This window comes from Bacillus sp. USDA818B3_A, assembly GCF_009928415.1.
In the GTDB taxonomy this organism is placed as follows: domain Bacteria; phylum Bacillota; class Bacilli; order Bacillales; family Cytobacillaceae; genus Neobacillus.
Window position 1 is genome coordinate 1 of record NZ_JAABNN010000008.1, and the last position, 20,981, is coordinate 20,981.

Genomic DNA, 20,981 nt, shown 5'->3' on the forward strand with positions numbered 1-20,981 from the left:
GTTGGACAATACGGTCTTCAATTGTTGGAATTCCAAGTGGACGTTTCTTCCCATTCTTCTTCGGAATGTATACTCTCCTAACCGGTTGGGCTTGATAGGTTTTCAACCTTAATTTCCCTAGAAGTGCCATGATGTTTTCTTCTAGTTTAGCGTCATAACTTTCTATCGTTTCTCCGTCTATACCGCCTGCTCCTTTGTTTGCTTTTACTTGTTCGAAGCTTTGGGTTAGTTTTCGGTCAAACAATATTTGTCCATAGACACTGTGTAGTTTAAATTTCCACTCTTGATTCATTGCATATTCCACACCTTTCCTTGATGTACATTCAAACGGTTTTACCGCAGTAACGTGATTGTTGGCATTACATCTTGTTCATGGCTTGGAGCCATAGGTCGTTCCCCTTCCGTTTACACGATGTTATGGTCATCGAGCTACTCCCGTACTATGAGAACGTCTGACTTCTCCACCAGTTCTTCGTCACTTCGGATTTCCCTTATAGACTAGAACCCTGCCTGTTCGGTAAGGTGGAGACCTCACGGGGTCATCACATTTCCCTTCTAGACATACCCTGCACCATCACGAAATAAGTCGCATTCTCTCGATCTGACTTCTAAAGAAAATGCCTCTGAGTGTGCTTCCTCATTTTTCGAAAAGTCGCCAACTTATCCCGCCGCCGTGCTTCACACTTATTGCATTAGGGTCTATCTATTCGCCTACGGGTCTCTCGACTTTCCGCATCTCCTTCAGACAATACCTCACGGTATTGCCCTAGATTAAGCTTCCCGAGCTAGGTCAGTCTCCTCGGGGATGGATTTTCACCATCTGGGATTCAAATTTCAATATCCTCGTCCAGTCGTTTCATCGAGATGACGTCTCTGTTAGATAATGAAAAGAAGAGTGTTGACTAGGTCAACACTCTATGCGACTGCCCGTCGCACAAAAAAGAGAGGATTCCCTCTCTCTTTTAATGAATTATCCGCGTTTTACTTCAGCTCGAATCGCATCAAGGAATGAAGCAAAGGCAATCGTTTCTGATTTTTGTTCTCCGTATTTACGAACGTTGACGGCATTTTCTTCGACTTCATTGTCACCCACAACGAGCATATAAGGGATTTTCAGCATTTGAGCTTCCCGAATCTTGTAGCCGATCTTTTCGTCACGTGCATCCAATTCTACACGCAAGCCTTCGTTCTGCAGCTGCTCCTGTACCTGTTTCGCATAGTCATAGTGAGCATTAGGAGATACCGGAATGACCTGTACCTGAACTGGAGCAAGCCATGTAGGGAATGCTCCTTTATATTCTTCGATCAAGTAAGCAACAAAGCGTTCCATTGTTGACACAACGCCGCGGTGAATAACAACAGGACGATGCTGTTTGCCATCTTCACCAACATAATTTAAATCAAACCGCTCAGGGAGTAAGAAGTCTAGTTGTACAGTAGATAAAGTTTCGTCCTTGCCTAAAGCAGTTCTTACTTGAACATCAAGCTTAGGACCATAGAAGGCCGCTTCACCTTCCGCCTCGAAATAATCAAGACCAAGGTCATCCATCGCTTCCTTCAACATGCTTTGTGCTTTTTCCCACATCGCATCATCATCAAAATATTTTTCTGTATCTTGAGGATCACGGTAAGAAAGACGGAATGAATAATCCTTAATATTGAAATCTTTGTATACATCAAGAATCAAGTTCACAACACGTTTGAATTCGTCCTTAATTTGGTCTGGACGAACAAAAATATGAGCATCATTCAATGTCATCCCACGAACACGCTGCAAACCAGCTAATGCCCCTGACATTTCGTAGCGGTGCATTGTTCCAAGCTCAGCAATTCGAATTGGAAGCTCGCGGTAACTGTGCATGCTGTTTTTATAAACCATCATATGATGCGGACAGTTCATTGGGCGGAGCACCAATTGCTCATTATCCATATCCATGATAGGGAACATGTCTTCTTGATAATGATCCCAGTGTCCTGAAGTTTTATATAAATCTACACTTCCCATAATTGGAGTATACACATGGTCATAACCAAGTCGCTGTTCTTTATCAACGATGTAACGTTCAATGACACGGCGGATCGTTGCACCTTTTGGAAGCCATAATGGTAATCCTTGACCAACTAATTGATTACTTGTGAAAAGACTTAACTCTTTCCCAATTTTACGGTGATCACGCTCTTTTGCTTCTTCTAACAAACGCAGATGCTCTTTTAGGTCTTCTTTCTTGAAAAAGGCAGTACCATAAACGCGCTGCAGCATTTTGTTATCGCTGTTGCCGCGCCAGTAAGCACCGGCGATGCTCAACAGTTTAAATTCTTTAATTTTTCCAGTAGACGGGACATGAACCCCACGGCAAAGGTCGAAAAAATCACCTTGTTCATAGATCGTTACTGTTTCTTCATCCGGTATTGCTTCAATTAATTCAAGCTTGTAAGGATCGCCTGCTTCTTTAAAAAGCTGTACCGCTTCCGAACGGCTTACTTCCTTCCGAACGATTTCAATGTTTTCATTAACGATTTTTGCCATTTCTTTTTCAATCTTTGGCAGGTCTTCAGGTGTTAATGATACATCAAGGTCCATATCGTAGTAGAAGCCGCCTTCAATGACAGGGCCAACTCCTAGATTCACACCCGGGTACAATCTTCTAACGGCCTGAGCCATTAAATGGGCTGTGCTATGGCGTAGAACCTCTAACGCATCATTAGATTCTGGTGTAACAATTTCTATTGAACCGTCTTCTAGAATAGGACGGCGAAGATCATACATTTGTCCGTTCCATTTTCCCGCAATTGCCTTTTTCTTTAGGCCTGGGCTAATGGAAGCAGCAATATCTTCTGTTGTTGTTCCTCTTGGGAACTCCTTTACTGCCCCATCAGGAAACGAAATCTTAACAACATCTGACATATTAACTCCTCCTAATTGAAATGCGGAAGCGCCTTGCCCAGGGGCGACCGGCATAAGACAAGCCGGCCGGAAGGTTGTTCTTTAACCTTCCTGACGGATTGGCTTATGACCCGAGCCCCTAGGCGCTGGAGCTGGACATTTCTTACTATAAAAATAAAATAAAAAAACCCGTCCCTATAGGAATAGGGACGAGTTTAATACACGTGGTTCCACCCAATTTTTCACTGCCAATGTTGTCATTGGTCGTGACTTTGGTCAGGTAACGGCTGTTGACCGTCAACAATTACTTTCCCCATGAAAAATGAAGAGTTCACTGCCGAAGTTTAAAGGTGGTAAGTATTTAATCCGTGTTAGAAGACTTTCAGCCGGCGGTCTTCCTCTCTAGAAACCGTAAAGAAATACTGTTGTCCTTATCATTACTTTTGCTGCATATTTACTATGTACGTTATTATAATGATTAACTTTAAAAAAAGCAAGGTACATAAAACTAACTATTGACATTTTTTTTATTTTTTATGCATGGTTTTCTGATGAATCCTGGTCGATTGTCCATTTTTCCAAACCTCTTAGGGCTGTATAGCTTTTAATTGTCACTCGCTCTTCAAATATATTTTTTATCGTTCTGACCAGCGGCTCATCAGGATTATTCGTATAAAGAAAAATGGATACAGGCGCGATTGATAATAGTGGTGCAATCGAAACTGAATCAACATAAACCGGATGATTGACTAATAATTTCCGGTCAATCATTCTAGTTAATTCAGCGCGTTTAATTTCGATCAAATGTTCATTATAAAAAGTAATTTCTTCATCTAATAGTACATGCAAGGTTTGCATTTTGGGTTCTCGATTCACCAAAAAGTCCCGCAGCATTTGAATAAACATTTGATATTCCTGCTCCATTTTGTATTCATCGATAGCCAGTTCCACGTATCCCTCTAAAATCTGGCGATATGGCCGTAAGCGGAATTTCAGCAGCGAATCGAACGAAAAAGACACATGATCCTGCAAGATTGAATCCACTGCCTCTTCAATAAAAGAGGTCGCTTTATTTGCCTCTTTTAAGAATACCTCGAGGTCTTCTCTTTGACCGTCAAGGATCGAATAAATGATCTCAATAATTTGCTCTTGTTCTTCCTCCTCCTGATAATAATATTGATTCTTGATTATATCCCTGAACCATTCATCCCGTTTAATGGTTGTAATAAAATGATAAAAGGCAAGTTTCACTTGATTAAACTGTTCACTAGAAAAACTTCCATCTAAAAGTTTTACTATATGTCGATCTTCAATTAGAAGAATAGTTTTTTCATCGATAGGAATTGATACATATTTTAGCAAGTGGTTAAAAAACCGCTTTGCATCCATCCTGCTTTGGAAGATGATTTCCGCCAACCAAATCCCCCCTTTTTAGCAAATCTATGTTAAATATATATATGGGGGACTTGGCCAAAATAGAAGTACGCTGACCCTTGGAATTATTATTTAAATAAAAAAAAGGACTGCCAATGATGAAAAGGCAATCCATTTAAACATTATTTATCTTCTGTTTGGTCCATCTACCAAAACTGGCTCACTTAAGGAACGGATTCTTTCCATAATTCGGCGCGCCTTCATTTTCTCCTCTTCCCCGCGCTGGCTATATGTTAAATGATGCTCTAACCCTTTGAAATCAAAGTTCGATGTAAAAAAGGTAGGAAGATTTTCTAGCATTCTAAATTGCAGGATGGGTCCAAGTACCTCATCTCTTGTCCAGCTCGATACCGCTTCCGCTCCAATATCATCCAGCATTAAGATGGGTTCATTTTTTAATGCCTCGATTTTTTCATTAAGTGTTGAGTCAGAGATCGAGCTTTTCATTTCTCTTAACAATTCAGGAACATAGACAATCATGGATGAAATTTGTTTTTTTGCAAGCTTGTTTGCGATTGCTCCGAGCAAATAGGATTTCCCTACCCCGAATTCGCCATAAAAATAGATTCCCTTTGTCCGGTTTCCCTGTTCATAATTTAAAATGAACGAAAGTGATTTTTGAATGGCATCAATTCGGGAATTATCATGTTCTAAGTCCTCAAACATTGCGTTCAGGATATCTTTAGGAACATATAAACTCTTAATTAACCGTTCATTCTTCCGTTTTTCGTCATCCATGATTTTTCTTGGACAGCGTTCATAACGGATATCGATCGCATTTCGATCAAGAACCAATTCAGGCTGATAACCTTTCATCATATTGATACAGCCGTTAAGACTCTCACACTTATGGCATTCTTTGCTTTGATTGATATATTCATAAAGCTTGCTCAAGCCTTTGTCGATCATTTCCTTTGTCAGCTGATCCTCATTTTCTTTTACAAACTCTATCACACCAGGATGGGATAGTGTCTCTTGACGCATTTTTGCATAGCGCTTTTGAAAATTTTCACTGGAGGCTATTCGGTTTAGTGTTCGGTTTATCTTTTCCATATGTCACCTCTTAATCATCGATTGCCTTTAACATTGCTTCAATTTCACGTTTTTTTGCCTCTATATCTGGGTTGTTTTCCTTTGAACTTTCTTCCGTCTCTTTTTTCGGTTCTTTATCAAACCAATCAGGTAAAAGCTCTGTCCTAATTGGCCGTTTATTTGAAGTCTTTCTCGTCTTTTTCTCTTCATTCCAGGAAAGATACTTGCTATGCTCACTCCTAGCCAAGTCCATTGCTTCTTTTACTGTTTTAATTTCCTTCCGTGCCCAATGGCTGGCAATTTGTTCCACATAATTCTTGGTAAACTTCGAATCCGCTTTTAATAAGACATATTGAATAAGTACATTGACAACACCGGGTAAAAGTTTTTTCTTGAACAACACATCTTCTATGATTTTTAATTCTGTATCTGAGGGTTCAATTCCATGTGAAGCATCTTTGAATACCTTAACTGGTGAGGTCGTTTCTAAGGAACGAACTAATAATTCTTCTTTTGTCTTTGGCTCATCTACTTGAATACGATATTTTGGCGGCTGAGTCCGATCAACTAAGCTCGGATATTGCTCATTATTTTCAAATTGATACCAATTTCTCGCTGCTTTTCTTAAATCCTCCACATCTATTTCATTAGCTGGAGTTATGGCATCGAGAATTAAATTTTTCATTTCAATCGGGTTTATATTATATAGGAATGAAAGATTACTAATTACATCTTTCACCTTTTTCGTCAATGCCTTCTTAGGAACAAGGGATTCATTTAATCCGGCCATTAGCAGCCCAAAATCAAATGTATCCACACCAATTTGAATCCCCTTCTGCTCATGGCGTCCAATAAATTGTTCATCGTCTTCAGCCCTTAATTCTCCAGAAACATTTTGTAAAGATTGCATGCTTCCAAAGGTGGCGGAAGCAAACACATCCTGAAACGCCTTTGTGACATCTTGAAATTCACTTTCCTTTGGTTTTTGCTGGTCGCTGAAAAACCGTTTCAAACGGGCAAAATGATTTTGGCCAATTTTTCGGAACAGGTATATATTCAACATTCCATCGGAAAAGAACTGCTCAGGATTTAATGGAGGGTGCAATTCATATATAAATGAGCGTTCATCATTGGCTGTTTTCACATATGTTTTGACTAATCCGATCCCCTCTAACTTTAACCGCGCTTCGTATATGTCCTTTAAATTCATTCCCATTAGATTCATCAAGAGATGGTGTGTGGACGACTCCGACCAAAGCCGATTCTCCTCCAGCTCTGCCCACAGAGTCATATACAAACTCAAGCAAGTTGACCCAATCAAAGGCTGATATAATAACGTCAGCACTTTCCGGTCATACTCATGAAGCAGTCCATCTGCTCCTACAATATAACGGTCGATCGGAAGAATTTCCTGCCAATGCTGCGCCATATTCATCCAACCTTTCCCTTTATAAATTAAGAAAAAGAGCTAAAACCTCAGCTCCTTTTACGATTTTTCCTTTTTTATTAATTCTTTTAGCTCTTCTATAAAAACATTAATATCCTTAAACTGGCGATAAACAGAGGCGAATCTTACGTAGGCTACTTCATCCACATGTGCAAGCCTGTCCATGACCATTTCGCCAATTGACTCACTTTTAATTTCTGATATTCCCTGGCTGCGAAGTTCTTTTTCTACACCATGCGTGATATCTTCTAGTTCCTTCAAGGCAACAGGACGCTTTTCACATGCCTTAATCAGCCCTCTCAGGATTTTATCACGGCTGAATTCTTCCCTAGTTCCTTCTTTTTTCACTACAATTAAAGGAATCTCTTCAATTTTCTCAAAAGTAGTAAAACGATATCCGCATTCTTCGCATTCTCTTCTTCTCCGGGTTGCACGTCCTTCATCAACAGGCCGGGAATCAAGCACACGTGTACCATAATTTTGACATGAAGGGCACTTCATTGTTAATCAACTCCAAATCTGACTAAAAGAACTTGCTTACTGGTGTTCCCCAAGGGGCGAAGACAAAGCGTTATACGTTTTAATCTTTACTAATTTCCTATAAGCCCGAACGATATCCTTACCATTATCTTATATAAAAGCAGACCTTTACACAAGTATAGGATTACGAGTTTTTCCTTACTTCGACCAAGTTATGTAATTTACCAATCTTGTCATAATATGATAAAATTCTCTTCTTTAACTGAGGATACATCCCTAATAAGGAAAATCTTTCCGATGAAATATTAAAATCAACTGCCGTTTCCAAAGGTTTGACTGACACAATGGTTACAACAAGAAAACAAGGGATCGGTTTATTTATTTCAACTGCAATTTCTCCATGCTCCTTCGAGACCGTTGTAACGTGGCAGTCGGCATCATCATGAAATAATTTTTCTACCGTCTGATATACTTGATTAAATGTTCCCTTATAATAATGAGTTTTTAACGAATCATCTGAGTTTCGATCCGATGTTTCAATTTGTTTTTTAAACCGTGTAAAAATATTCGCCATATCAGCCATACCCTCCAAGTTTCGCCTTTTTATTTATTTTACAACATTCTGATCAAAATATAAAAGAGATGTACGCAAAAGGTACACCTCTTTCAAAAATAAATTTAGCTGACTTTCATTTTGGAGATTTTTGCCATTTCCTCTGCCACAAAAAGTGCAAGATCAACAACACGTGAAGAATAGCCCCATTCATTATCATACCAAGCTAGTACTTTCACTTTCCTAGTTCCCATAACCATTGTCGACAGACCATCTATAATGGAAGAATGCGAGTTTGTATTAAAATCAACAGATACCAAAGGCTCCATTGTTACATCCAGAATTCCTTTTAATGTATGATTCGCTGCTTCTAAAAAGGCCTTGTTTACATCATCAATGGTGACATCACATTTTAAATCGACCACTAAATCTACTAGTGAAACATTGGGCGTAGGCACACGCAAAGCCATGCCATGCAGTTTCCCTTTTAATTGCGGCAGCACCAGCGAGATGGCCTTAGCTGCACCCGTTGTGGTTGGAATGATAGATTGTCCACATGAACGGGCTCTCCGTAAATCTTTATGTGGATTATCAATATTTTTTTGATCATTTGTGTAAGCGTGGATGGTTGTCATCAACCCGCACTCTATACCAAATTTTTCATCCAAGACTTTCGCTACGGGTGCAAGACAGTTAGTTGTACAGGAAGCATTGGAGATAATATCATGGTGCTTTAGATCAAGCATATCTTCATTCACTCCCATCACTATGGTAATGTCTTCATTTTTCCCTGGTGCTGTTAAAATCACCTTTTTTGCGCCAGCTTCTAGATGAAGCGCGGCTTGTTCACGTGAATTAAATTTCCCCGTAGCCTCAATGACAATATCTATCCCAAGTTCTCTCCAAGGTAATTCTTCAGGCTTACGATTATTTAATAATTTCACCCTTTTCCCATTGACAATTAATGCGTTATCTAAAGGGATGACATCTCCCTGAAACGGTCCATGATTAGAATCATATTTAATTAAGTGTGCTAAGGTTTCTGCAGGATAGCTCGCATTAATCGCTGCAACATCAAGTTTATTCTCAAGGATCGCTTTTCTAAAAACCATCCTTCCTATTCTTCCAAATCCATTTATCGCAATTCTCGCGCCCATTTTACGGCCCCTTTCGTATTAATGTTATACTTTTAAACGTATTGTTGTAATTAGTATAACACATTTAGGTTTAATTGTGATGATTTAATGGCGGAATTTTTGCGGAATTTTAAAAATTAAGGTGACATATTATTATTTCAGCTAAAAAAAAGAAGGCTTTCGCCTTCTTTAATCCATTATTTTTGATTTACTCCCCATTTTTCTAATACGAGCAGGAGCTGTTTTTTTGTATCTTCAATTGATCCATTATTATTGATCACTGCATCTGCCAGATCCATTTTTTCAGATAAAGGCATCTGAGAACGGATTCTAGCTTGGGCATCCTCCATTGTCAGGTTATTTCTATCCATTAATCTTTGTAATTGTATATCATGGTCAACATATACAAGGAGCGTTTTTTCAACCATGTAGGTTAATTTACTTTCAAATAATAAAGGGATATCCAAAACAACTAATTCTTCATTATTTGTTTTGGCCGTCTCTACTTGTTCCAGCATTCTTCTTCGGACTTCTGGATGCGTAATTTCATTTAAAGTCTGCCGTTTGTCCGCTTGATGGAAGATAATCGCACCTAGTTTTTGCCGGTCAATTTCACCGTTTTCCAGTAGAACGTCCTCACCAAATTCAGCCACAATTTTATTGTAAGCGGGCTCGCCTTTCATTACTGCTAAGCGTGCTTCTACATCCGCATCAATAACGGTTATGGACCTTTTCATTAACATGTTTGACACGGTACTCTTTCCACTGGCAATCCCGCCCGTTAACCCTATTACTAATGACATGTTTAAATCCCTTTCTACGGTTATAGCTTCATTACTCCAATAATAATTAATAAAACTCCTGGCAAGAAGGTGAATTTCTGAATCCATTCAAATCGATGAAAAAATGTTCCACTCTTTATTCCTAATAGTACAAATAGGGAACTCATGATTGCAACCGTGAAGGCCAAGGAAAAGGGTGAATATCCAAGCATGGCTGCTCCAATCCCGGCTCCAAATGCATCAAGGGATAAGGCAAAGCCGAGCATTAAGGCTTCTATTCCTGTAATGGTTCCTGATTGATCAAAATCAGCAGACAGCGGCTTTTTTAAGATATTAATCGCTATTCCTAACGATTGAATTTCAAAGTTTACAATCGTTTTTTCATGTGTCAGCATTTCTTTTTCCTTTTCAGGGCGGAAAAATTGATATAATACCCAGGCACCAAGGAAAATTAAGATGAGCCCTCCAAGGCTTGCCGTTAGTTTGGGTGATAATATCTTTTCTAGACCATGTCCGATTGACACGGCTATCATTAATGAAACCGCCGAACAGGTAGCTATGATGAAAACGGATTTAAGCGGCATAACCATTTGCCTCAACCCGTAGGTAAACCCGACGCTAAAGCTGTCAAGGCTAAGAGCAAAAGCTAAGATGAGAAGTGAGAACAACTGAACCATGATGTCTAGGGCTCCTTCCTGCAAAATCACTAAGATAGTATATGGCAGGAGCCTATCCAATGTTAATCGAAAAGCGGAAGCGCCTTGAACAGGGGCGACAGGCATAAGACGAGCCGGCGAGATGGCTGCCTTTTAGCCTTCTTGACGGATTGACCTAAAAGTGGAGGCGACTGCCCTGGGACTCCAGACTAAGACGCACGCTGCAAGAAGGCGCTTTTTGCCTTCTTCAGGGGGTGGCTTATGGCTCGAGTCCCAAGGAGCCGTAACTGGATAAGCCTATGACCCGAGCCCCTAGGCGCTGGAGCTGGACAGTTTCATAGTTCAAAATTAAATTTGTTGACAATTGGGGCAATAGTGAGTGCCCCTTCCCCCGACTGTCATCTTTTCAAGGGGGGTGCCGCATTTTTTACATTCCTCTCCAGTCCGTCCATAGGCAAACAGTTCGAGTTGAAACATTCCGATTTGACCTTGTGAATTCACATAAGAACGGATCGTACTTCCGCCTTTTTCAACCGCTTCACCTAGGGTAGCAACAATTTCATCATGAAGGATCGAAATTTCCTCCTCATTAAGCGAACTTGCAAGCCGCTCAGGATGAATGCCCGAACGGAATAATGCCTCATCGACATAGATATTTCCAAGACCTACAAATAACTTTTGGTCCAGTAAGGCTGTTTTAATTTTCCGATTCGTCTTCTTTAATTTTCGAGACAGGTATTCCTTCGTAAACTCCTCTGAAAATGGCTCAGGGCCTAGTTCCAACAAAGGAGGCTTTAAGAATTCCTCCCCTTTTTTATAAAGATGCATCGTACCAAATTTACGAACATCACGGTACCGTAACTCTGTTTCATCAGTAAAATGAAAAATCACATGTGTATGCTTATCGAAAGGTTCTTCTTTCGAGTGAAGACCATACCTGCCTTCCATTCGTAAATGTGACACCAAGGCAAAATGATCTGTATAAATGATTAAAAATTTCCCTCTACGGCCTACATCAACAATGGTTTCCCCTTTTAAGGCATCGATAAATTGCTCGGCCTCAACAGGGTTCTTGATGATTTTAGGCCAATAAACAGTAATATTAGCTATTTCCTTGTGCAAGACAAGATGTTTTAATGTTTTTCTAACTGTTTCTACCTCAGGAAGCTCCGGCAATGTCGATTCTCCTTTTTATTTAGCATCGAACCAGGTTGGACCATAGGCGTAGTCCACCTTCAATGGTACTTTTAATTCAAGAGCATTCTCCATCACACTGGGAACTAACTCTTTTAAGATCTCAATCTCTTCCTCGGGAGTTTCAAATATTAATTCGTCATGTACCTGCAGCAACAGACGTGTTTTAAGCCCTTTATCTTTTAGTGCCTCGTCCATATCAATCATCGCTTTTTTGATAATATCAGCAGCTGTACCCTGAATTGGCGTATTCATCGCTGTCCGTTCTGCAAAACTCCGCAGGTTAAAATTACGGGCAGTTATTTCAGGGAGATACCGTCTTCTTTGCATTAATGTGGTTACATACCCCTTCTGTCTCGCAGAGTGGATAATCTCATCCATATATTCCTTTACACCCGGATACGTATGAAGATAACGATCGATAAACTGACCCGCTTCTTTTCTAGTGATTCCCAGAGATTGCGAAAGTCCATAATCACTGATTCCATACACAATTCCAAAGTTAACCGCCTTGGCCTGCCTTCTCATATTCGAGGTTACCTCATCCGCCTCTACATGAAATACCTCCATCGCGGTTTTCGTATGGATATCCATGTCATGTTGAAACGCATCGATCAGCTTATCGTCCCCTGCGATATGGGCAAGCACGCGAAGTTCAATCTGCGAATAGTCTGCAGCAAAAATGACCCAGCCCTTTTCAGATGGAACAAATGCCTGACGGATCTTCCGTCCTTCCTCAAGTCGTATCGGGATATTTTGCAGATTTGGATCGATGGAGCTTAACCTTCCTGTCGCCGTTAACGTTTGCTGATATCTTGTGTGAACCTTTTCCGTTTCCGGGTTAATCACTTTTAGGAGACCCTCAATATAGGTAGACTGAAGTTTCCCCAGCTGACGATAGAGAAGGATATATTGAATAATCTCATGATCATCTGCTAATTTCTCCAGCACATCCGCTGATGTTGAGTGGCCTGTTTTTGTCTTCTTAAAAGAGTGTAATCCTAATTTTTCAAAAAGAATCACACCCAATTGTTTAGGAGAATTGATGTTAAACTTTTCGCCTGCTAACTCGCAAATTTTTTCTTCAATCTCAAGGAGTCTTTCATTTAGTTCTTTTCCCATCAATTGAAGGCGTTCCTGCTCTACTTTAATCCCGGTAGATTCCATGTCCGCTAAGATTAAAGATAGAGGCATTTCTAATTCCTTAAACAATTCATATTGTTCGTTTTCTTTCAATTCGTCCTCAAGTTTATCTAATAAATCTGACATTGCCAAACCTTTACGAACTAGATGCTCGGCAAGCTCGGCCTCCTCAGGGATCTTCCTTTTTGCCCCTTTTCCATAAAAAGATTCATCTGATTGAATATGTGGAATCGCATATCTTTTGGCAATAGCAGCTAAGCCCTCGATATTTTCGGATGGATTAATTAAATAGGCTGCCATCAAAATATCGAAGTTCGTTCCTTTTAAATGAATATCGTATCTTCGTAAGGAAACCTCAGAACGTTTGGCATCGTAAACAATTTTTTTACTATGTTCATCCTCCGCCCACTTTTTAAAAATCTCTGATTTCAACACTTTTTCTGTTGGCAGATAATAGCTGCCTGTTTCGTTGACAAGAGAAAAACCAACAATATCTGCATAGTGATAATTATCGTCTAGCATTTCAACATAAAAATAATTGATTTCCGCAAATAGATCTTCTGTAATTTCTTCAGGGATAACAAATTCAATATCCTCGAGCTCAGGTTCTACCGTATCTAAAGGCTCATCTCCCAGTTTTTCTAGTAAAGAGTTGAAGCCAAGTTCTTTAAACAGGCTGATGAGTTTCTCTCTTGTAAAACCTTCATAAGCAATGGTTTCTAAGTCGACTTCTACCGGTGCTTTCCGTTCAATGGTGGCAAGTTCCTTACTCATGATTGCCTGTTCCTTAAATTCTGCTAATTTTTCTTTCAATTTGTTCCCGCTTACTTGGTCAATCGACTCTAATAAGTTTTCTACTGTATGAAACTCTTTAAGCAGTTTAATGGCTGTCTTTTCCCCTACCCCTGGAACACCAGGAATATTATCCGATGGGTCCCCCATTAAACCTTTCATATCAATAATTTGATTTGGGGTCAGACCATACTTTTCCGCCACATGCTCTGGTGTATATTCCTCGATATCTGTAATCCCTTTTCGGGTAATCCCCACTGTCGTGATTGGAGAAGATAATTGCGTCAAGTCTTTATCACCAGAAATGACCTTTACTTCAAATCCATCACTTTCCGCAGTTAATGAAAGGGTGCCGATAATATCATCTGCTTCATAATTTTCAAGTTCATATCGCGAGATCCCATATGCATCGAGAAGGTCCCGAATAAACGGAAATTGCTCTGATAGTTCCGGCGGCGTTTTTTGACGGCCGCCTTTATATTCTCCGAAGGTTTTATGACGAAATGTAGTTTTACCTGCATCAAACGCCACCAGCATATGGGTTGGCTTTTCATCCTCCAGGATTTTCATTAACATCGTCGTAAAGCCATAAACCGCATTCGTATGTATTCCTTTATCATTATTCAGAAGTGGAAGCGCAAAAAAGGCGCGATAGGCAATACTATTTCCATCTATAAGAACAAGCTTTTTCTTTTCCATCAACTATCACCATCCATTATTTCTTTTGGCAGTTCAATGATAAATTCACTGCCCTCGCCCAATTTACTTTTCACACGGATGCTTCCATGATGAGCATCTATTAAGTGTTTTACAATTGCCAGACCGAGCCCCGTCCCGCCTGAGTTTCGGCTTCTCGCCCGGTCGACACGATAAAATCGTTCAAATATGCGGGGAATATCTTCTTTCCCAATACCAACTCCGGTATCTTTCACAAGAATCCTAACCATTTGTTCCAAGTCAACGAGAATGATACTCACGGACCCATCAGCAGGTGTATAGGAAATAGCGTTGCTTATCAGATTAATAAACACCTGTTTTAATCGATCCGTGTCTCCTCTCACTAGGACTTCCTCCTGTTTACAGTCAAAACGGAGCTCGATGTTTTTCACTTTTGCTTTGCCGTCTAATAAGTTAATGACATCCTGAAGCAAGGAAGTGAGATCGACCTGCTGCAAATTTAATTGAAAGCCATGCTGCTCAATTTTCGAAAGTTCTAATAGGTCACGGATCAACGATTCAAGGCGGTCACTTTCTTTTAAAATGATTGATAGAAAGGATTGAAGTGTTTCTTTGTTATTCATAGCTCCATCGAGAAGTGTTTCGGTAAAGCCCTTTATGGAGGTCACTGGGGTTTTTAGTTCATGTGAAACATTAGCGACAAAATCCTTGCGCATTTGCTCGAGTTTCTTGATTTCTGAAATATCATGAAAGACAAGCAATACCCCTTTCCAAACATTGTTCACCCCAATAATGGGAACCCCATAAACCATGAAATATTTCCTTTCAATCTGCAAAGGTAATCGTAATTGTTTCCTTACCTTTTGTTCCGTACGAAATACCTCAGCTATTAATTGATTAATCTCTTCATAATCAATCACTTCGTAGTATTGTTTATTTAAATACCCACTTGGATTAATTTGAAATATGTCGATGTAGCCTTTATTCACTAAATTAATAAATCCACGGCTGTCAATTAAGATTAAACCTGCTCCCATATTCTCAATTAGTGCACTTAGACGGTCCTGCTGCATATCCCGAACTTTGGTGAGTTCCTGAAGATTTTCAGCCAGCATGTTAATAGATGAACCTAACATCCCTGTATCATCAAACCGGTTTACTTTTGTTCGGGCACGGTAATTGCCATGAGCAAGTTCGATAGCTACTTCAGTTGCTGCTTTAATTGGCTTTGTGTATCTAGTAGTAATTCTGATTCCAAGGATTATCGTAATGATTGCAGCCGTTCCAAGTCCTGCAGACAAAAGCCACCAGACTTCTATTTTTATTTTATCATTTAGTGCAGCTAATAAATTATATTTAAAATACTGCCCTAGTAAGATGCCTAATCCTATTAATAAAATCATAATTAAGCTTATTAATGCAACAAAGGCTCTCGATCGGAACTTAATCATTCTACTTTAGGCTCCTCCAATTTATATCCTAAGCCGCGGATTGTTTTTATATAAACAGGCTTTTTTGTATCCTCTTCTATTTTTTCTCTTAGGTGTGAAATATGTACATCCACAATTCTAGTATCGCCAGCAAAATCATAATTCCAAACAGCGCCCAGTAATTGATCCCTTGTTAATACACGGCCTTTATTTTGTCCAAGATATAGCAATAGTTCGAACTCTTTTAGTGTAAGTTCGAGGATGTTATCTTGGAAGTAAGCTTCATATTTTCCAGGGAAAATGGTTAATTTTCCGATTTGAATTTGTTCCTCAAATTCATCCTTGTCTGCAGCTGATTCTGTTTGTATCTGGGTCCTTCTTAAAATCGCTTTGACTCGGGCAATAACTTCCCGCGGGCTGAATGGCTTAACCATATAATCATCAGCGCCCAGCTCGAGCCCTAGTATTTTATCAAGCTCATCATCTTTGGCTGTCAACATCAGGATTGGGGTCATAATATTCTGTTGGCGCAGTTGTTTGCAGACATCCATTCCATCTAGTTTTGGCAGCATTAAGTCTAAAACGATAATGTCAGGGGACTCTGTCTGGGCTAAACGTTTTCCCTCCTGACCATCCATTGCAGTAATAACCTCGAACCCCGCCTGCTCTAAATTATATTGAAGTAAGGTAACTATTGATTGTTCGTCATCCACAACTAGTACTTTATTTTTCATAAAAAAACCCCCACTTTATTACTAGATATCCTCATTATATCTATAAGAAAGAAGGATTATCTAGTTTTACGGGCAGATATTGATATTTGTAAAATAAGACCGCTTACATGTAAAAAAGTTTACAAATAATTCACATTTTGTCGGAGGTTTGGTTTTTTCGTTTTATAAAATAGTGTTTAGAGAGGAAGTGTTATATGGCATATAAAAATCGTTCAGTCCCGTTTGAGTTAAAGCTTTTAAGGATCTTAAATAACCGGATGGATTTTACATCGGACCAGCAAAAGTACTATTTATATAAGGAAAAAGGTTATGAAGGAGAAGTACAGTTTGATTTATTGACTGAGCAGCTACAGAGCGATTGTTTAATTATAAATGATCTCTTCCTTGAGGTTAATAACACAGCTTTTCAACTTGATACTTTGATTATTTTTCAGGCGACTATTTTTGTTTTTGAGGTAAAAAATTATGAAGGTGATTATCGATATCGCGAGGACCGTTTCGAGATGATTAACGGGAAGATTATTAAAGACCCTCTTGAGCAGATAAAAAGGAGCCATTCTTTACTCCTCCAATTATTTCAAAAGCTTGGGATTAGTCAATCGATTGATGCTTATGTTGTATTTGTAAACCCCGAGTTCTTCTTGTATGAGGCTCCTATCGGTAAGCCTATTTTCTATCCCCCACAGTTAAAACAGCTTATGAGAAAATTAAATAATGAGAAGTCAAATATATCGTCTAGACATAAAAAGATTGCGGATAAGCTGATCTCGTTACATCAAGTTGTTTCCCCTTATGCAAATTTAAAGATTCCTGCTTATGATTTCAAGAAGTTACGCAAAGGAGTGACTTGCTTTGTCTGTGATTCTTTATCTTGTTCATATTGTAATGGAAAGATTGTATGTGGGGAGTGCGGGCATGTTGGTGATATAGAATCTGCTGTTTTAAGGAGTGTAGCGGAGATACGGCTGCTGTTTTCGGATATGAAGATTACAACAAATTGTGTGTATGAGTGGTGCGGGATTATTGATTCTAAGAAGATGATTCGGAGAATTCTTAAAGAGAACTTCAAACCTATAGGCGATAGGCAATTACGTTATTTTGAATGAAGATATTAAAGCGGCTATTCAGAAGGTCTGGTCTATTTTTCCTTCTTACGCCGCTTTTCTATTTAGAACATCTAGTGAGATTCCCATCACTGAGTCAATGATGCCTATTTCATTTACCTTTGTGTCCACTTTTTCGCTGTTATGGGCAATGAATCATTCTTTCATTTACCCTTGTGCCCCCTTTTTCTCTGTGACGGGCAATGAATCACTCTTTCATTTACCCTTGTGCCCTTTTTTTCTCCGTGACGGGCAATGAATCACTTTTTCATTTACCCTTGGCCCTCTTTTTCTCTGTGACGGGCAATGAATCACTTCTTCATTTACCCTTGTGCCCTCATTTTCTCTGTGACGGGCAATGAATCACTCTTTCATTTACCCTTGTGCCCTCTTTTTCTCTGTTACGGGCAATGAATCACTTTTTCATTTACCCTTGTGCCCCCTTTTTCTCTGTGACGGGCAATGAGTCACCCTTTCATTTACCCTTGCGCCCCTTTTTTGGCGATGAGGAGAAATGACCACTTTTTTACATCAATCAGAAATTATCCAATACCTTCCCATGTATATCCTCAAACCGATGCGGCGGGCATACCTTCAACTTCCCACGTATCACCGTCTCATTATCTTCATTCGTCCCTGCCACACGGATGAATACCACATGCTCAGACCGATCTACCTCCACCACCTCGAACAGAAACTCAACTGTTTCATAGTGATAGACCGGCTTAACAAACTCGAGATCCTGGCTCAAAATATAGCTTCCAGGGCCGGGAAGATACTTAGATACCGCTGAAGTAATAATACCCGTAAGCATAATAGTGGGAACAACAGGCTTCTCAAATGGAGTCTGAGAGGCATAATCATGTTGAATATATAAAGGGTTGGCATCATCCGTCAAACCTAAATATAACAGTAAGTCCTTATCCTCCATTTTTTCAGTTAACGCTAACTTCTCACCAGGATTCATTTCTTCTATCCTGCGTCCAAGCTTTCTTTTTTTCCCTAATAGCATCTTAGCCCACCCTTCCTTTGTAAGCGATTCCATTAAAACAGAGAAAATTCGGGAATCACTATGGGATCCCCGAATCTAAAATGAATTAGACTAATACCTGCATAACATTACGAACAGATTCCACGGATTTATCTAATGCTGCTTTCTCTTCTGCAGTCAGCTCTAATTCAATGACCTTTTCAATACCATTTGCACCTAGGATGGTTGGTACGCCAAGATAAATTCCATCGTAACCGAACTCTCCTTCCAAGTATGCAATGGATGGTAAAACACGGCGCTGATCTTTAAGAATCGCTTCACACATTTCCACTAATGAAGCAGCTGGAGCATAGTAAGCACTTCCGTTACCCAGAAGGTTTACAATTTCACCGCCGCCTTTTCTAGTACGTTCAACGATTGAATCTAGCCGCTCTTTTGGAATCAAAGTTTCAAGCGGAATACCGCCAGCAAAAGAGTAACGAACGAGCGGAACCATATCATCGCCATGTCCGCCAAGAACAAATCCAGTGATATCTTTTACAGAAAGATTTAATTCCTGTGCTACAAATGTACGGAAACGTGCTGTATCGAGTACACCTGATTGACCAATTACACGATTTTTAGGGAAGCCTGACTCTTTGTAGACAGTGTATGTCATCGCATCTACTGGGTTAGTTAATACAATAATCGTACAGTTTGGAGAATATTTCACGATTTCCTGGGTCACGCTTTTCATAACCCTTTGATTGGTCTGTACTAAATCATCACGGCTCATGCCTGGTTTGCGAGCAATACCGGCAGTAATCACAACGATATCAGAATCGCGTGTATCTTCGTAATTTGAAGTACCGATGATATTAGAGTCAAAGCCTTGAACGGGGCTTGCTTCAAGCATATCTAAAGCCTTCCCTTTCGTAGGGTTTTCCATTTGCGGAATATCCACTAAAACGACATCTCCAAGTTCTTTCTGCGCTAATAAAAATGCTGTAGTTGCACCTGTAAAACCGCCGCCGATTACTGAAACCTTTTTACGCTTTAATGACATTACACTTTCTCCCCTTTTTCGTATTAATAATTTAATACTAAGAGGCTGTTTTAAAAACAGCCTACGTTTAGCAAATGTCTTTGAAGCACATTAATAAATCTTTTACCGAATAGATTTCCCCTATAATCTAGACGATGCCTCTTATTCCATGTTTTTGATTAACTCATCACCAAACTCAGAAGTCTTAACCTCAGTTGCGCCTTCCATTAAGCGAGCAAAGTCATAAGTTACTACTTTAGATGCAATTGTTTTTTCCACAGATTTAATAACCATTGTCGCTGCTTCGTTCCAGCCTAGGTGCTCAAGCAATAACACTCCTGATAAAATAACAGAAGATGGATTTACTTTATCCAGACCAGCATATTTAGGTGCTGTACCATGTGTTGCTTCAAAGATTGCATGGCCAGTTTCATAGTTGATGTTAGCTCCAGGAGCAATACCAATGCCGCCAACTTGAGCTGCAAGAGCATCGGAAATATAGTCACCATTTAAGTTTAATGTTGCAACAACATCGAACTCGCGTGGACGTGTAAGGATTTGTTGTAAGAAAATATCAGCAATCGCATCTTTTACGATGATTTTGCCTGCTGCTTCAGCATCAGCTTGAGCTTTATTAGCCGCATCAGAACCTTGTTCCGCTTTAATACGGTCATATTGTGCCCATGTGAACACTTTATCGCCGAATTCTTTTTCAGCAAGAACATAACCCCAGTTTTTAAATGCGCCCTCAGTGAATTTCATGATATTCCCTTTATGCACAAGTGTAACAGACTTACGGCCTTCTTTGATGGCATAATTGATAGCCGCGCGTACTAAACGATTTGTTCCCTCTTCAGAAACTGGCTTAATACCAATACCTGATGTTTCAGGGAATCTAATTTTGTTTACACCCATTTCATTTTGTAAGAAGTCGATGACTTTCTTTGCTGCTTCAGTGCCTTTTTCATATTCGATACCAGCATAGATATCTTCGGTATTTTCACGGAAAATGACCATATCAGTATCTTCTGGGCGTTTAACTGGTGAAGGAACACCTTCAAACCATCTTACTGGACGTAAGCATACAAATAAATCTAATTCTTGACGAAGAGCAACGTTTAGGGAACGAATTCCGCCACCAACAGGTGTAGTTAATGGTCCTTTAATTGCAAGCAAGTATTCTTCAATTACATTAAGTGTTTCTTTAGGAAGCCACTCGCCAGTTTGGTTGAAAGCTTTCTCACCAGCAAGAACTTCCTTCCATACGATTTTACGCTCGCCTTTATACGCTTTTTCTACTGCTGCATTTAGAACTCGCTCAGATGCAGCCCAGATATCCGGTCCAATCCCGTCCCCTTCGATAAATGGAATGATTGGATTGTTTGGTACGTTTAATACTCCGTTTGTAACTGTAATTTTTTCGCCTTGCATTAGATGATCTCCCTCCTGGTATGTATGAAAACTTTGTTCGTGATGTATCAAAAGACT

General features: G+C 39.7%; 17 protein-coding genes and 1 pseudogene. 1 reads left to right on the top strand and 17 read right to left on the bottom strand.

What is annotated here, in order from left to right:
* From GXK58_RS14915 to GXK58_RS14980, 14 genes and pseudogenes are all read right to left on the bottom strand, one after another.
* Window positions 1-292, bottom strand: a pseudogene (locus tag GXK58_RS14915) (group II intron reverse transcriptase/maturase); the annotation flags it as partial.
* Between the two features lie 678 nt (window positions 293-970).
* Complete coding sequence (gene thrS, locus GXK58_RS14920) at window positions 971-2,905, bottom strand: threonine--tRNA ligase (RefSeq protein ID WP_160723957.1); 1,935 nt, start codon at window positions 2,903-2,905, stop codon at window positions 971-973.
* Between the two features lie 513 nt (window positions 2,906-3,418).
* Window positions 3,419-4,300, bottom strand: coding sequence for a putative sporulation protein YtxC (locus tag GXK58_RS14925; protein WP_160723958.1), 882 nt, complete (start codon window positions 4,298-4,300; stop codon window positions 3,419-3,421).
* 144 nt (window positions 4,301-4,444) lie between these two features.
* Window positions 4,445-5,371, bottom strand: a complete 927-nt coding sequence (dnaI, locus tag GXK58_RS14930) for a primosomal protein DnaI (protein ID WP_160723959.1) — start codon at window positions 5,369-5,371, stop codon at window positions 4,445-4,447.
* A gap of 10 nt (window positions 5,372-5,381) precedes the next feature.
* Window positions 5,382-6,779: a replication initiation and membrane attachment family protein gene (locus GXK58_RS14935; RefSeq protein WP_160723960.1), complete on the bottom strand. Its 1,398-nt coding sequence runs from the start codon at window positions 6,777-6,779 to the stop codon at window positions 5,382-5,384.
* A gap of 57 nt (window positions 6,780-6,836) precedes the next feature.
* Window positions 6,837-7,298 (bottom strand): transcriptional regulator NrdR, encoded by a 462-nt coding sequence (gene nrdR, locus GXK58_RS14940; RefSeq protein ID WP_160723961.1) that lies wholly within the window; start codon window positions 7,296-7,298, stop codon window positions 6,837-6,839.
* Window positions 7,299-7,461: 163 nt separating this feature from the next.
* The gene (locus GXK58_RS14945) at window positions 7,462-7,851 is read right to left on the bottom strand and encodes a hypothetical protein (RefSeq protein ID WP_160723962.1); all 390 of its coding nucleotides are present in this window, start codon (window positions 7,849-7,851) and stop codon (window positions 7,462-7,464) included.
* A gap of 104 nt (window positions 7,852-7,955) precedes the next feature.
* Window positions 7,956-8,987, bottom strand: coding sequence for a glyceraldehyde-3-phosphate dehydrogenase (locus tag GXK58_RS14950; protein ID WP_160723963.1), 1,032 nt, complete (start codon window positions 8,985-8,987; stop codon window positions 7,956-7,958).
* A 176-nt stretch (window positions 8,988-9,163) separates the two neighbouring features.
* A complete protein-coding gene (coaE, locus tag GXK58_RS14955) occupies window positions 9,164-9,769 on the bottom strand; it encodes a dephospho-CoA kinase (protein WP_160723964.1) in 606 nt (201 codons plus the stop codon).
* A gap of 20 nt (window positions 9,770-9,789) precedes the next feature.
* Window positions 9,790-10,425, bottom strand: a complete 636-nt coding sequence (gene ytaF / locus GXK58_RS14960) for a sporulation membrane protein YtaF (protein ID WP_160723965.1) — start codon at window positions 10,423-10,425, stop codon at window positions 9,790-9,792.
* Between the two features lie 327 nt (window positions 10,426-10,752).
* Window positions 10,753-11,580, bottom strand: coding sequence for a DNA-formamidopyrimidine glycosylase (gene mutM / locus GXK58_RS14965; protein ID WP_160723966.1), 828 nt, complete (start codon window positions 11,578-11,580; stop codon window positions 10,753-10,755).
* Window positions 11,581-11,595: 15 nt separating this feature from the next.
* Window positions 11,596-14,235, bottom strand: coding sequence for a DNA polymerase I (polA, locus tag GXK58_RS14970; protein WP_202171375.1), 2,640 nt, complete (start codon window positions 14,233-14,235; stop codon window positions 11,596-11,598).
* A complete protein-coding gene (pnpS, locus tag GXK58_RS14975) occupies window positions 14,232-15,662 on the bottom strand; it encodes a two-component system histidine kinase PnpS (protein WP_160723968.1) in 1,431 nt (476 codons plus the stop codon). Before pnpS ends, polA begins: the two co-directional genes overlap by 4 nt.
* Complete coding sequence (locus tag GXK58_RS14980; protein WP_160723969.1) at window positions 15,659-16,375, bottom strand: response regulator transcription factor; 717 nt, start codon at window positions 16,373-16,375, stop codon at window positions 15,659-15,661. Before GXK58_RS14980 ends, pnpS begins: the two co-directional genes overlap by 4 nt.
* A gap of 194 nt (window positions 16,376-16,569) precedes the next feature.
* On the opposite strand from GXK58_RS14980, the gene GXK58_RS14985 reads away from it, so the two are divergent.
* Window positions 16,570-17,481 (top strand): nuclease-related domain-containing protein, encoded by a 912-nt coding sequence (locus tag GXK58_RS14985; protein ID WP_160723970.1) that lies wholly within the window; start codon window positions 16,570-16,572, stop codon window positions 17,479-17,481.
* Between the two features lie 532 nt (window positions 17,482-18,013).
* Here the strand turns inward: GXK58_RS14985 and GXK58_RS14990 are convergent.
* The 3 genes from GXK58_RS14990 to icd all read right to left on the bottom strand — a co-directional run bounded on the left by GXK58_RS14990 (window position 18,014) and on the right by icd (window position 20,924).
* The gene (locus GXK58_RS14990) at window positions 18,014-18,490 is read right to left on the bottom strand and encodes a MaoC/PaaZ C-terminal domain-containing protein (protein ID WP_160723971.1); all 477 of its coding nucleotides are present in this window, start codon (window positions 18,488-18,490) and stop codon (window positions 18,014-18,016) included.
* Between the two features lie 85 nt (window positions 18,491-18,575).
* A complete protein-coding gene (gene mdh / locus GXK58_RS14995; protein ID WP_160723972.1) occupies window positions 18,576-19,514 on the bottom strand; it encodes a malate dehydrogenase in 939 nt (312 codons plus the stop codon).
* A gap of 141 nt (window positions 19,515-19,655) precedes the next feature.
* Window positions 19,656-20,924 carry an NADP-dependent isocitrate dehydrogenase gene (icd, locus tag GXK58_RS15000; RefSeq protein WP_160723973.1) on the bottom strand — a complete coding sequence of 423 codons (1,269 nt, stop codon included), beginning with the start codon at window positions 20,922-20,924 and terminating at the stop codon, window positions 19,656-19,658.
* Window positions 20,925-20,981 lie beyond the last annotated feature (57 nt).

Excerpts from the sequence above, each read along its gene's own strand:
- nrdR (WP_160723961.1), bottom strand. The coding sequence starts at position 7,298 with ATGAAGTGCCCTTCATGTCAAAATTATGGTACACGTGTGCTTGATTCC.
- GXK58_RS14990 (WP_160723971.1), bottom strand. The coding sequence starts at position 18,490 with ATGCTATTAGGGAAAAAAAGAAAGCTTGGACGCAGGATAGAAGAAATG.
- GXK58_RS14935 (WP_160723960.1), bottom strand. The coding sequence starts at position 6,779 with ATGGCGCAGCATTGGCAGGAAATTCTTCCGATCGACCGTTATATTGTA.
- GXK58_RS14985 (WP_160723970.1), top strand. The coding sequence starts at position 16,570 with ATGGCATATAAAAATCGTTCAGTCCCGTTTGAGTTAAAGCTTTTAAGG.
- ytaF (WP_160723965.1), bottom strand. The coding sequence starts at position 10,425 with ATGGTTCAGTTGTTCTCACTTCTCATCTTAGCTTTTGCTCTTAGCCTT.
- GXK58_RS14945 (WP_160723962.1), bottom strand. The coding sequence starts at position 7,851 with ATGGCGAATATTTTTACACGGTTTAAAAAACAAATTGAAACATCGGAT.
- coaE (WP_160723964.1), bottom strand. The coding sequence starts at position 9,769 with ATGTCATTAGTAATAGGGTTAACGGGCGGGATTGCCAGTGGAAAGAGT.
- mdh (WP_160723972.1), bottom strand. The coding sequence starts at position 19,514 with ATGTCATTAAAGCGTAAAAAGGTTTCAGTAATCGGCGGCGGTTTTACA.
- pnpS (WP_160723968.1), bottom strand. The coding sequence starts at position 15,662 with ATGATTAAGTTCCGATCGAGAGCCTTTGTTGCATTAATAAGCTTAATT.
- icd (WP_160723973.1), bottom strand. The coding sequence starts at position 20,924 with ATGCAAGGCGAAAAAATTACAGTTACAAACGGAGTATTAAACGTACCA.
- thrS (WP_160723957.1), bottom strand. The coding sequence starts at position 2,905 with ATGTCAGATGTTGTTAAGATTTCGTTTCCTGATGGGGCAGTAAAGGAG.
- dnaI (WP_160723959.1), bottom strand. The coding sequence starts at position 5,371 with ATGGAAAAGATAAACCGAACACTAAACCGAATAGCCTCCAGTGAAAAT.
- GXK58_RS14950 (WP_160723963.1), bottom strand. The coding sequence starts at position 8,987 with ATGGGCGCGAGAATTGCGATAAATGGATTTGGAAGAATAGGAAGGATG.
- GXK58_RS14980 (WP_160723969.1), bottom strand. The coding sequence starts at position 16,375 with ATGAAAAATAAAGTACTAGTTGTGGATGACGAACAATCAATAGTTACC.